General features: G+C 74.6%; 11 protein-coding genes and 3 pseudogenes. 8 read left to right on the top strand and 6 right to left on the bottom strand.

Annotated elements, in window-relative coordinates; translation table 11 throughout:
• The 4 genes and pseudogenes from ACFVWU_RS34080 to ACFVWU_RS34065 all read left to right on the top strand — a co-directional run.
• Positions 1–333 (top strand): annotated as a pseudogene (locus tag ACFVWU_RS34080) (5'-methylthioadenosine phosphorylase); the annotation flags it as partial.
• A gap of 103 nt (positions 334–436) precedes the next feature.
• Entirely contained in the window at positions 437–1,804 is a 1,368-nt protein-coding gene (locus ACFVWU_RS34075) for a hypothetical protein (protein ID WP_387628003.1), read from the top strand.
• Positions 1,805–1,858: 54 nt separating this feature from the next.
• On the top strand, positions 1,859–2,572 hold the full coding sequence (locus ACFVWU_RS34070; RefSeq protein ID WP_387628001.1) for a molybdopterin-dependent oxidoreductase: 714 nt from the start codon (positions 1,859–1,861) through the stop codon (positions 2,570–2,572).
• Positions 2,556–3,167, top strand: coding sequence for a cytochrome b/b6 domain-containing protein (locus ACFVWU_RS34065; protein WP_387627999.1), 612 nt, complete (start codon positions 2,556–2,558; stop codon positions 3,165–3,167). Before ACFVWU_RS34070 ends, ACFVWU_RS34065 begins: the two co-directional genes overlap by 17 nt.
• An 83-nt stretch (positions 3,168–3,250) precedes the next feature.
• Here the strand turns inward: ACFVWU_RS34065 and ACFVWU_RS34060 are convergent, their stop codons facing one another.
• The 3 genes and pseudogenes from ACFVWU_RS34060 to ACFVWU_RS34050 form a co-directional block, all read right to left on the bottom strand.
• The gene (locus tag ACFVWU_RS34060; protein ID WP_387627997.1) at positions 3,251–3,907 is read right to left on the bottom strand and encodes an SAM-dependent methyltransferase; all 657 of its coding nucleotides are present in this window, start codon (positions 3,905–3,907) and stop codon (positions 3,251–3,253) included.
• Positions 3,904–4,431: a DUF2064 domain-containing protein gene (locus tag ACFVWU_RS34055; RefSeq protein WP_387628010.1), complete on the bottom strand. Its 528-nt coding sequence runs from the start codon at positions 4,429–4,431 to the stop codon at positions 3,904–3,906. Before ACFVWU_RS34055 ends, ACFVWU_RS34060 begins: the two co-directional genes overlap by 4 nt.
• A 99-nt stretch (positions 4,432–4,530) precedes the next feature.
• Positions 4,531–5,241, bottom strand: a pseudogene (locus ACFVWU_RS34050) (glycosyltransferase family 2 protein); the annotation flags it as partial.
• Between the two features lie 152 nt (positions 5,242–5,393).
• On the opposite strand from ACFVWU_RS34050, the gene ACFVWU_RS34045 reads away from it, so the two are divergent.
• Positions 5,394–6,149: a response regulator transcription factor gene (locus ACFVWU_RS34045; protein WP_387627995.1), complete on the top strand. Its 756-nt coding sequence runs from the start codon at positions 5,394–5,396 to the stop codon at positions 6,147–6,149.
• Positions 6,146–7,303, top strand: a complete 1,158-nt coding sequence (locus ACFVWU_RS34040) for a sensor histidine kinase (RefSeq protein ID WP_387627993.1) — start codon at positions 6,146–6,148, stop codon at positions 7,301–7,303. Before ACFVWU_RS34045 ends, ACFVWU_RS34040 begins: the two co-directional genes overlap by 4 nt.
• A 2-nt stretch (positions 7,304–7,305) precedes the next feature.
• Here the strand turns inward: ACFVWU_RS34040 and ACFVWU_RS34035 are convergent, their stop codons facing one another.
• Positions 7,306–8,361: an NAD-dependent epimerase/dehydratase family protein gene (locus tag ACFVWU_RS34035; RefSeq protein WP_387627991.1), complete on the bottom strand. Its 1,056-nt coding sequence runs from the start codon at positions 8,359–8,361 to the stop codon at positions 7,306–7,308.
• Between the two features lie 273 nt (positions 8,362–8,634).
• Here ACFVWU_RS34035 and ACFVWU_RS34030 point away from each other — a divergent pair.
• A pseudogene (locus ACFVWU_RS34030) lies at positions 8,635–9,237 on the top strand (carbohydrate binding domain-containing protein); the annotation flags it as partial.
• Between the two features lie 42 nt (positions 9,238–9,279).
• Entirely contained in the window at positions 9,280–10,362 is a 1,083-nt protein-coding gene (locus ACFVWU_RS34025; RefSeq protein ID WP_387628008.1) for a chitinase, read from the top strand.
• A gap of 31 nt (positions 10,363–10,393) precedes the next feature.
• Here the strand turns inward: ACFVWU_RS34025 and ACFVWU_RS34020 are convergent, their stop codons facing one another.
• A complete protein-coding gene (locus ACFVWU_RS34020) occupies positions 10,394–10,777 on the bottom strand; it encodes a VOC family protein (RefSeq protein WP_387627989.1) in 384 nt (127 codons plus the stop codon).
• 110 nt (positions 10,778–10,887) lie between these two features.
• Positions 10,888–11,298, bottom strand: coding sequence for an antibiotic biosynthesis monooxygenase family protein (locus tag ACFVWU_RS34015; protein WP_387627987.1), 411 nt, complete (start codon positions 11,296–11,298; stop codon positions 10,888–10,890).
• Between the last annotated feature and the right edge of the window lie 213 nt (positions 11,299–11,511).

Below are 11,511 nucleotides of genomic sequence, written 5' to 3'. Positions count from 1 at the left end.
GGCCCGCGCTTCTCCACCCGGGCCGAGTCCCGCTGGTTCACCGCCAACGGCTGGTCGGTGGTCGGCATGACCGGGCACCCCGAGGCGGTGCTGGCGCGTGAACTCGGGCTCTGCTACACCTCGGTGGCACTCGTGACCGACCACGACGCCGGTGTGGAGGTCGGCGAGGGCGTCACCCAGGCCGAGGTGCTGGAGGTCTTCGCGGCGAGCGTCGACCGGCTGCGCACGGTGCTGTTCAAGGCCATCGGGATGCTGCCCACCGACCGCGCGTGCGTCTGCTCGCACGCCCTGGACGGCCTCACGACCGGCCTGCCCGGCGTCCCCGGCGACTGACCGCTCCGGGCCGGTGATGCCACCGCCGCGCGGTGCTTACGGATTCCGAACGGCGGCCCCGCCGGTGCCGACGGCGGGCAGGTGCCGGTGGCAGGGTGGGCGCGTGCTCACCCGTACCTCCCTGACCTGCGCCCTCGTGGTCGCCGCCCTCGCGGTGGCCCTCGCACTGACCGTGACCGGCGGCGGGACGCTCGCCGACCGGCCGCCGCTCTACGACTGGTACGCACTCGACGCCGCGCTCTTCGTCCTCGCGCTGCTCCTGCTGCGGAAGGTGAGCCGCCGTCACGTGGTGCCGCTGGTGCTGACCGGGAGCGTCCTGGTCGCGGCGGCCGGCCTGCTGGCGCCGCCGCGTACCAGCGACGACGCCTACCGGTACGTGTGGGACGGGCGGGTCCAGGCGGCCGGACTCTCCCCGTACGCGTACACCCCGGACGACCCGACACTGCTCCGGCTGCGCGACGCGGGCCTGTTCCCGGTGGGGGACGGCTGTGCGGCCTGGGACGAGCGGCGGACGGCGGCCGGGGACTGCACCCGCATCAACCGGCCGGCCGTGCACACCGTCTACCCGCCGGTCGCGGAGGCCTGGTTCCTCGCCGCGCACCCCTTCGGCGGCGGGGTGCGCGGTGTGCAGGCCGCCGGTGCGCTGCTGGCGGTCGCCACCACCGGTGTGCTGCTGGCGGTCGGGCGGGGCAGCCGGCGGGCGGCGCTGTGGGGGTGGTGTCCGGGCGTGACGGTGTGGGCGGTCAACGACGCGCACGTGGACACCCTCGGCGCGCTCCTCATGGTGGCCGGGTTGGGCTGTGCGGCCCGCCGCCGGGCCGGTGCCGGGGGCGCCCTGCTCGGGGCGGCGGTCGCGACCAAGCTGCTGCCGGCGCTCGCCCTGCCCGGTGCGGTGTCCGGGCTGCTGGCCCGGCGGCCGACGAAGGGCGACCTGCTGGTGCTCGCGGCGGCCCTCGGGACGTTCGTGCTGGCCTACCTGCCGTACGTCGCCGTCTCCGGTGCCGGCGTCCTGGGCTACCTGCCCGGGTACCTGCGGGAGGAGGGGTACGAGCAGGGGCACCTCGACCGGTTCGGGCTGCTGCGGGTGGTGGTGCCGGACCGGTGGGCCGCGTGGGCGGCCGCCCTGGCGCTGGGCGCCGTGGTGCTGTGGGTGCTGCGGCGCGGTGATCCCCACCGTCCGTGGCGGGGTGCGCTCCTGGTGACGGGGACCGCCCTGCTGCTCGTCGCGCCGAGCTACCCCTGGTACGGCCTGCTGGTGGTGGCCCTGGTGGCGCTCGACGGGCGGTGGGAGTGGCTGGCGGTTCCGGCGGCCGGACAGGCGCTCTACCTGGTGGGCGGGCCGCAGGCGCAGCGCACCGCCTACGCGGTCGCCCTGGCCTGCGTCCTGGTGGTGCCGGCGCTGCGCAGGCTCGTGAGCGCCGCGCCGGTCCGCACGGCGCCCGGTGCGGCGCCGGAGATGACGAAACCCTGACGGAACACCGCCGTCACTGGCCGAGACCCGGGCCGACCTGGTCGAATCGGGGCCGTGGACAGAAAAGCGGAACACCCCAAGGGCACGCCCGTGGGCCGGCGGGTCGTGCTCGGGCTGCTCGGGCTGGGCGCCGTGGGCGTCGCGGCCGGCCCGTACCTGCAGCGGGCCGAGTCGTCGTTGGCGCAGCGGGACCCGAGCGGCCTGAGCGGGCTGCTGCCGGGCAACAACGGCTTCCGGTACTACTCGGTGGTGACCTCCGTCCCCGAGCGGACCGCGGCCGACTACACCCTCACCGTGGACGGACTGGTGGAGCGCCCCGCCAGCCACCGGCTTTCCGACCTGCAGGCGATGCCGCAGCGGCGGCTGGTCAAGGACGTCCAGTGCGTGACCGGGTGGCGGGTGCCGGACACCCCGTTCGAGGGGGTGCCGCTGGCCCACCTCCTCGACGCCGCCGGGGTCAAGCCGGGAGCCAAGGCGGTGCGCTTCAGCTGCTTCGACGGCGCGTACACCGAGAGCCTCACCCTGGAGCAGGCCCGGCGGGACGACGTGCTGGTCGCACTGCGCATGCAGGACAACCCGATCGCGCACGACCATGGCGGGCCGGTGCGGCTGTACGTCGCGCCGATGTACTTCTACAAGTCCGCGAAGTGGCTTTCGGGCATCACCGTCACCGACGCGGTCCAGCCCGGGTACTGGGAGCAGAACGGATACGACGTCGACGCCTGGGTCGGCCGGTCGAACGGGCGGGACGATGCGCCGACGAGCTGAACTGGTCCTCCGCTTCACCCGCGCCGAGCGCTGGGTGCACCGGACGACCGCCGCGCTGACGGGCGTCTGCCTGGCCACGGCCGCGTGCCTCTACCTCGCGCCGCTCGCCGAACTGGTCGGCAACCGGCCGCTGGTCGTCACCGTGCACGTGTGGTGCGGCCTGGCGCTGCCGGTGCCGCTGCTGCTCGGACTCGCCTCCCGGGCGGTGCGGGCGGACGTCACCCGGCTGAGCCGGTTCACCCCGGCGGACTGGCAGTGGCTGCGGGCCGTGCGCGCCCGAGCGGCGCACCGGCCGGCCGGGAAGTTCAACGCCGGGCAGAAGCTCTACGCACAGTGGACCCTCGGCTCGATGCTGGTGATCGTCGGCACCGGGCTGCTGATGTGGCTCACCCACCTCGCTCCGCCGTCCTGGCGGACCGGCGCGACCTTCGTGCACGACTGGCTGGCGGCCGCCATCGCCGTCGTGGTCGCCGGGCACATCCGGATGGCCTGGCGGGACCGGGAGGCCCGGCTCGGGATGCGGACCGGCCTGGTGGAACGGCACTGGGCCGAGCGCGAGCACCCGCAGTGGCAGGCCACCGACGCCGAGCGGTAGGCGAGCGGCACCGTGCCGGCGCCCCTGGACCGCGCCGCCCGTCATCGGCTGCGTCCAGGGGCGCACCCCGTGTACGGCGCGAGTCACCCCTTGCGCAGCGCGAGGAAGTGGCGGCCGTGCGAGGTCCACCGCTCCGCCTCGACGAGGCCCGCGGTGCGGGCCCGTCGCAGGGTGGCGGCCGTGCCCAGACGGGCCCAGGGGAACGGCGGGCCCAGGCGGCCGTCCGGGCCTTCCACCCGGACGACGGCCCGTTCGTCCACCTCGTCCTGTTCCACCTCCACCAGCAACAGCCCGTTCGGCGCGATGAGTTCGGCGCCCCGGCGGAGCAGGGCGTCGGGGTCGCCGCCGATGCCGAGGTTGCCGTCGGCGAGCAGCGCGGCGCCCCAGCGGCCCTCGGCGGGCAGGCGGTCGAACACCGATCGGCAGAGCGCCGGACCGCCGAGGTGCCGGGTCCGCGCCACGGCGGCGCCGGTGATGTCGACACCGAGCGCCGGGACGCCGAGGGCCAGCAGAGCGGCGACCAGGCGGCCGGGCCCGCAGCCCAGGTCCACCACCGGCGCGTTCAGCCGCAGGCAGCGCCGCAGCAGGCTGTGGTCGCTCGCGGCGGCGGGCGCGCACCAGCGTTCGACATCGAGGGGGATGCGCGCCCCGTCCTCCTGGCGCAGCCACAGCGGGCCGCGCCCGGCGCGGACCGCCTCGGCGAACGGATCGTCCACCCATGCGGCAGCCGGGGCGGTCATCCGGCCGTCCCCGGTGCGGCGTCGATCGAGCGCAGGCACGCGGCGAACGCGGTCCGCGGTGCCTCGGCGGCGACCCGGCGCGCGTCGAGGATGGTGTCCACGTCGGTGGCCTGGTCGAGGTGGTGGACCGTCAGCCCGGCGGCGGCCAGGCGGTCGAGCAGGGCACGCCCGGTGTCGGGCGTGGACATCGGTACGCCCAGCAGGAGCCGCCGGGCGAGTCGCCCGGTGGGACGAGCCAGCCCGAGGGCCCAGAACCCGCCGTCGGCCGCGGGCCCGTACCAGGCGTCCACGCCTGGGCGGCGGGCGGCCGACAGCGGCTCGGCCAGCGCGGCCGCGTCCAGCTGCGGGGTGTCCATGCCGACCAGCAGGGCGGGTGCCCGCGGGGCCACCCGGGCGGCGTGCGCGAAGGCGGCGGCCAGGCGTTCGTCGAGCCCGCCCGCGCACTGCGCCACGACCTCCCATCCCGGTGGCAGCCACCCACCCGGTTCGCCGTCCAGCACCAGGAGCCGCCGCCCGGCGGGCATCCGGCTCAGGGTGGTGAGGGTGTCCGCGAGTGCGGCTCCCGCCAGTGTCGCCGCCTGCTCGGGGGTGCAGGGCGGGGTGAGGCGGGTCTTCACCCGCCCGGGCACCGGAGACTTCGCGATGACCAGCAGGGAGGGCGGCGGCGCGGCCAGGACGGCCCGCATGTCCCGTACGGCCTGCCGGGTGCCGCGCAGCGTCCCGGTCACCTTGGAGCGGCCGGTGCGGGGCAGGTAGTCGACGGCGGTCTCGGCGATCCGCATGCCGGCCGCCGAGGCGGCGAGCACCATCTCCAGCGGATAGCCGGAGCGGCGGTCTCCCAGTCCGAGCGCGAGCAGCCGCTCCCGGTGCGCGGCGCGCATCGGCCCCAGGTCGTGCAGCGGCGCGCCGGTACGGGCGCGCAGGCGGCGGGCCAGCAGGGCGTTGGCGAGCCGGGCGTGCGCCGGCCACGCGCCGGCCCCCGCGGGGTGGCGCCGGCCGAGCACGAGGTCCGCCGCGCCCGCCGCGACCGGCGCGGCGACCCGCGGCAGTTGGGCCGGGTCCAGCGAACCGTCGCAGTCCATGAAGCAGACCAACTCGGCGGTCGCGGCGAGGAGTCCGGCATGGCAGGCGGCACCGAAACCGCGCCGGCTCTCCCTGACGACGGTTGCGCCCAGGGAACGGGCCAGTTCCGCGGAGCCGTCCCGCGAACCGTTGTCCACGACGATCGCCCGCCAACCGGCGGGCACGCGTCCGAGCACCCAGGGGAGGGCCTCGGCCTCGTCGAGGCAGGGCAGGACGACATCAGCGACAAGGGGAGGGATCACGTCGGCCACGCTAACCGCGGTCGGGCCCGTCGAAGCCGAACCGCGCCCTTACGGAAGTGCGACGTCCGGGCACCGCTGGCCCGTTCGGGGGATCTTACGGAACCCGGACGTCAGACCTGGCGTGGCGCTCGGCGCCCGCCGGGGCTCGTATCCTCGGCGGGGTGAACGAGAGCCCCGCCACCCCAGGACCGCCGTGCCCCGGCCGCATTCTGGTGATCGACGACGACCCGACCGTGGCCGAGGTCGTCGCCGGCTACCTCACCCGGGCGGGCCACCGGGTCGACCGCGCCGCCGACGGCGACGGGGGCCTTGCCCTGGCCCGAGCCCATCGCCCGGACCTGCTGGTCCTGGACCTCATGCTCCCCGGCATCGACGGCCTGGAGATCCTGCGCAGGTTGCGCGCCTCCGAGGACGGTGCCGGGCTGCCGGTCGTCATGCTCACGGCCAAGGGTGACGAGGCCGACCGCATCCTCGGCCTGGAACTGGGCGCAGACGACTACGTCACCAAGCCCTTCAGCCCGCGGGAACTCGTCCTGCGGGTCCAGTCCGTGCTGCGCCGCTCCCGGGCCGCCGCTCCCGCGTCCCCCGTCGGCGGCCCGGTGGTCTCCGGAGACATCGCGCTCGACCCGCAGGCCCGCCGTGTCCACCGCGGTGGGCGCGAACTGACCCTCACCCTGCGGGAGTTCGACCTCCTGGCATTCCTCCTTCGGCACCCGCAGACGGTGTTCTCCCGGCAGGAGCTGATGGAACGCGTGTGGGGCTGGGACTTCGGGGACCTGTCCACCGTCACCGTCCACATCCGCCGACTGCGCGAGAAGATCGAGGACGACCCGGCCGCGCCGGTACTGATCACCACCGTCTGGGGCGTCGGCTACCGCTACGACCCGGCGGCCGGGCAGGCGGGCGGCTCGGCGTGAAGGACCTGCTGCTGATCGCCCTGTTCGCCGCGCTCGGCGCCGGCGGTGCCGGTCTGCTCGGCTGGGCGGCCGTCCGGCTGCTGCGCCGGCGCTCGCTCGCACTGGCGCTGTTCTGCGTCGCCGCCGTCACCGTGCTGGCGGTCACCTCCGGGACCTTCGCCGTCGCCCAGGCGATGTTCCTGTCCCGGCACGACCTCGGGGTGGTGATCACGGTGCTGGCGATGGCCTCGGTGGTGTCGCTGGCGACCGCCGCGCTGCTCGGCCGCCAGGTCGTGGCCGGGGGCAGGGCACTGACCGCGGCCGCCCGGACCGTGGGCAGCGACACCGGGTTCACCGCGCCGGAGCCGCCGCTCGGTCTGGAACTGGCCCAGCTCAGCGAGGAGCTCGCCGCCACCAGCGCCCGACTGGCCGAGGCGAGGGCCCGCGCGCAGGCCCTGGACACCTCTCGCCGGGAGCTGATCGCCTGGATCTCGCACGACCTGCGCACCCCGCTGGCAGGGCTGCGCGCCATGGCCGAGGCGCTGGAGGACGGCGTCGCGGAGCACCCGCAGCGGTACCTGCAGCGGATGCGGACCGAGGTCGAGCGGCTGACCGGGATGGTGGACGACCTCTTCGAGCTCTCGCGCATCCAGGCGGGGGCGTTGGCCCTGTCGCTGTCCCGGGTGTCCGTCTACGACCTCGTCGACGACGCGCTCGCCGGGGCCCATCCCCTGGCCCGGAAGCGCGGTGTCCGCCTGGAGGGCCGGCAGGTCGCCGCCGAGCCCGTCGAGGTGGACAGTGGCGAGATCACCCGGGTGCTCGGAAACCTCCTGGTCAACGCGATCCGCTCGACCCCCGAGGACGGCGTGGTCGCGGTCTCCGCTCGCCGGGAGGCCGACGAGGTGGTGCTGTCGGTCACCGACGGCTGCGGCGGCATCCCGGAGCAGGACCTGCCCCGGGTGTTCGAAACGGGGTGGCGCGGCAGTGCCGCCCGCACGCCCCGGCCGGCCGACCAGGGGAATCCGCGGCAGCGGAGCGAGGGCGGGGGCAGCGGTGCCGGGCTCGGGCTCGCCATCGTCCGCGGCATCGTCGAGGCGCACGCCGGGCGCGCCCGGGTCCGCAACGTCGCCGGGGGCTGCTGCTTCGAGATCGTCCTCCCCGCCGCGCGAACCTGAGGTCACGCGCGCAGGGGCGCCGCCGCGAACTCCGCCATTCCCTCGGCGAAGGGGACCCGGGCGCGCCAGTCGAGCTCCTCGCGGAGACGGGAGGAGTCCGCGGTGATGTGCCGGACGTCGCCGAGCCGGTACTCGCCGGTCACCACCGGGGCCGGACCGCCGTGAGCGGCGGCCAGCGCCCGGGCCATCTCCCCGATCGTGTGCACCTGGCCGCTGCCCACGTTGTAGGCCCGGGCGCCGCCCGGCGGCCGATCGCCGACCACCGTGAGCGCGGCCAGGTTGGCGGCGGCGACGTCCTCGACATGGACGAAGTCCCGGCGCTGGCCGCCGTCCTCGAACACCCGGGGTGCCTCGCCCCGGGCCAAGGCGGAGCGGAACAGCGAGGCCACCCCGGCGTACGGTGTGTCGCGCGGCATCCCCGGCCCGTAGACGTTGTGGTAGCGCAGCGTCAGAACGCGGCCTCCGCAGGCCCGGGCCCAGGCGCCGGCCAGGTGCTCCTGGGCCAGCTTGGTGGCCGCGTACACGTTGCGCGGATCGGTCGGCGCGTCCTCCGTCACCAGCCCGGGGCGCAGTTGTGCGCCGCACCGCGGGCACGGCGGCTCGAACCGGCCGTCGTCCAACTCGTCCGGGCGGCGCGGACCGGGCGAGACGTCTCCGTGTACGGGGCACCGGTACCGGCCCTCGCCGTAGACCACCATCGACCCGGCGAGCACGAGGTTCCGTACCCCGGAGCGCGCCATCGCGGCGAGCAGGACGGCGGTGCCCAGGTCGTTGCAGCCCGCGTAGGCGGGCGCGTCGTCGAGATCCAGCCCCAGGCCCACCATCGCGGCCTGGTGGCAGACCGCGTCCACCCCGGCCAGCGCCCGCCCGACCGCCGCCGCGTCCCGCACGTCCCCGTGCCGGAACTCCACCCCGGCCGGCAGCGCCGGCGCCGTCCCCGAAGGGTGCACGGCGGTCAGCAGCGCGTCCAGGACACGCACCTCGTGACCGGCCGCCGCCAGCGCCCGCACGACCGTCGAACCGATGAACCCGGCACCGCCGGTGACCAGAATCCTCATGTTCGCCGACGCTACCGGCCGCGGACCGCGCAGCCACCGAAGGCGGCCGTCGCGTCATCCATCGGTAAGGAGCCGCAGCCTGCCACCGGCTCAGCCCTCCCGCCCGATCGAGCCGCATCCTTCACTATTGGTCCAGACCTATTGACCAGCCTCGCCGCAGCTCCCTACGATCCGGTCCGGCACAGCCCCCCATGTCCCCACTCACCCGGAGCCGGGCGTCACGCCTCCACGCGTCAGTCATGTCCATGGCGCTCGGCGGGAAGGGAGCACAGCATGTTCCGTCGGAGGTCGCGCACTTCACGTCAGCCGGGTCAGGTCCGCCCCTGTCCGGATCCCGGCCGCCTCGAAGGCCGCCGGGCCGGGAGCGAGCGCCCGTACCGGGCGGCCGTGGAACGCGCATCGCAGCTGAACCGGACCGGCCGCGCCGAGCACGGACCAACCGTCCTGCGGCGCGCTCTCGCCGGGGTGAGCGCCGTCGCCGTCATCGGTGCCGGCATCGCGGTGGCCGGCTCCGTCACGGCCGGGGCCGCCACCACCAACCTGGTGGCCAACCCCGGCTTCGAGGACGGACTCTCCGGCTGGACCTGCTCCAGCGGCTCCGGTACGGCCGTCAGCAGTCCGGTCCACTCCGGCGCCTCCGCGCTCCAGGCCACGCCGACCGGCCAGGACGACGCCCAGTGCACCCAGACCGTCGGCGTGCAGCCCAACTCCCAGTACACGCTGAGCGCCTACGTCCAGGGCAGCTACGTCTACCTGGGCGCCACCGGCACCGGCATCACCGGCGCCCCGTCCACCTGGACGCCGAACAGCCCGTCGTACGGCGAGCTCAGCGCCGGCTTCACCACCGGGCCGAACACCACCTCGGTGACCGTCTACCTGCACGGCTGGTACGGGCAGCCCGCGTACTACGCGGACGACGTGTCCCTCACCGGCCCCGGCGGCAGCAGCCCCACGCCGACCGCCACGGCGACGCCCACCACCGCCCCGCCCACCAGCGCCCCGCCGACGACCGCGACCGCGACGCCGACCACCACCCCGCCGGGCGACACCTGCCCCACGAAGCCCAGGCCGTCCGGCAAGGTCCTGCAGGGATACTGGGAGAACTGGGACGGCGCCGCGAACGGCGTCCACCCGGGCATGGGCTGGGTCCCCATCACCGACAGCCGGATCGCCGCGCACGGCTACAACGTCGTCAACGCCGCCTTCCCGGTGATCCTTTCGGACGGCACCGTCCAGTGGCAGGACGGCATGGACACCAACGTCAAGGTCCCGACCCCCGCCGAGATGTGCCAGGCCAAGGCGGCCGGTTCGACGATCCTGATGTCGATCGGCGGTGCCACCGCGGGCATCGACCTGAGCTCCAGTGCCGTCGCCGACCGGTTCGTGGCGACCGTCGTCCCGATCCTCAAGAAGTACAACTTCGACGGAATCGACATCGACATCGAGACCGGCCTGTCCGGAAGCGGCGACATCAACACGCTCTCCGCCTCCCAGGCCAACCTGGAGCGCGTCATCGACGGCGTGCTGGCCCAGATGCCCGCGGGCTTCGGCCTGACGATGGCCCCCGAAACCGCGTACGTCACCGGCGGGAGCGTCACCTACGGGTCGATCTGGGGCGCCTACCTGCCGATCATCAAGAAGTACGCCGACAACGGGCAACTGTGGTGGCTGAACATGCAGTACTACAACGGCAGCATGTACGGCTGCTCCGGCGACTCCTACCAGGCCGGTACCGTGCAGGGCTTCACCGCGCAGACCACCTGCCTGAACAACGGCCTGACCATCCAGGGCACCACCGTCAAAGTGCCCTACGACAAGCAGGTGCCCGGTCTGCCGGCCCAGCCCGGCGCGGGTGGCGGCTCCATGGATCCGAGCCTGGTCGGCCAGTCGTGGAACGCCTTCGGCGGCTCGCTGAAGGGGCTCATGACGTGGTCGGTCAACTGGGACGGCTCGAAGGGCTGGACCTTCGGCGACAACGTCAAGGCCCTCCAGGGCCGTTGACGTCCCACCGGTCAGGGCGGTCGCGGAGGCGTCAGGAGGTCGTGGCGGCTCGGTCGGACTCGCTGCGCAGAACGCAGAACTCGTTGCCCTCGGGGTCGGCGAGGACCGCCCAGCCGGAGCCGTCGGGATTCCGGAGATCGGCGACAAGGGTGGCGCCCAGATCCAGCAGTCGTTCCACCTCCCGCTCACGCGAGGTCTCCGGGCGCAGACACAGATGGATCCGGTTCTTGACCGTCTTGGCCTCGGGCACCTGGTTGAAGTACAGGACCGGGCCGTCCGCCAGCAGCACCTGAACCTCCGGATCACCCGGTTTGTCCTCCGGGTGCAGCGGACGGCCGGTCACCCTGCTCCAGAACCGGGCCAGCTCGTAGGCATCCGCACAGTCGATCGCCACGTTCTGCAGTACCGAGACCATGTGCCCGAGCCTTCCCGATTTCCCCGCCGAACGCCAGCGAGTTGCGACGGCAGGCCGACCCGTTCGACGCGAGCTCGTGGCGGGACCGCCGCTGAGGTGGCGGCGGCTGGTCAGCCTGCCGTCGGGCTCGGCGGGACCTGCGCCCGCGTGAACCCGTGGCTGCGCTCCACTTTCGCCACGTGCAGCGTGTAACTCCGGTACCACTCGGCTCGCCCGCGCTTCTGCGCCGTGCGGTGCTCGGCGTCGCACCGCCACTGCGTGAGGGCGTCGGCGTCGCACCGCCACTGCGTGAGGGCGTCGGCGTCGCGGAAGTACGCGACGGTGATGGCCAGCCCGCCGGGAGACTGCGCGTAGTCCATCCCCAGGTACCCGGGGACGTCCTTCACCAGCTCCTCCAAGCGTGCGTTGGTCTCGCCGTAGCCGCTCTGCTCCTGGGTGCGCACCGTGGTGAAGACGGCCATGTAGTAGGGGGGGTCGTAGGCCTCGACGGGCGCGACAGGCGCTTCGGAGTGATCGCTCATGGCGCCACCGTAAGGCGGGATGCGCCCGGTGAACCAGCCTCTCCCCTCAACGGGACGCGGTCGGGACCGGGCCCGGGGCGTGAGGTGTGTGCCCCCACCGGAGATCCGGCCGGTCGGGCTCGGTGGGCCCGGGGCGGAGGGCGGCTGCCGCGACGCGGAGGACGGCCCCCGTGCCACCGGTCCTTCGGTGGCCGACGACGCACACGCCGTAGT

Origin of the sequence: Kitasatospora sp. NPDC058190 (genome assembly GCF_042883685.1) — a bacterium.
Classification (GTDB): Bacteria; Actinomycetota; Actinomycetes; order Streptomycetales; family Streptomycetaceae; genus Kitasatospora.
This window is presented reverse-complemented; position numbering and strand designations above follow the sequence as displayed.

Bases quoted from the DNA above. Each gene is read 5' to 3' on its own strand.
- ACFVWU_RS34055 (WP_387628010.1), bottom strand. From the start codon at position 4,431: ATGCCCGCCGGGCGGCGGCTCCTGGTGCTGGACGGCGAACCGGGTGGG.
- ACFVWU_RS34065 (WP_387627999.1), top strand. From the start codon at position 2,556: ATGCGCCGACGAGCTGAACTGGTCCTCCGCTTCACCCGCGCCGAGCGC.
- ACFVWU_RS34035 (WP_387627991.1), bottom strand. From the start codon at position 8,361: ATGAGGATTCTGGTCACCGGCGGTGCCGGGTTCATCGGTTCGACGGTC.
- ACFVWU_RS34015 (WP_387627987.1), bottom strand. From the start codon at position 11,298: ATGAGCGATCACTCCGAAGCGCCTGTCGCGCCCGTCGAGGCCTACGAC.
- ACFVWU_RS34020 (WP_387627989.1), bottom strand. From the start codon at position 10,777: ATGGTCTCGGTACTGCAGAACGTGGCGATCGACTGTGCGGATGCCTAC.
- ACFVWU_RS34060 (WP_387627997.1), bottom strand. From the start codon at position 3,907: ATGACCGCCCCGGCTGCCGCATGGGTGGACGATCCGTTCGCCGAGGCG.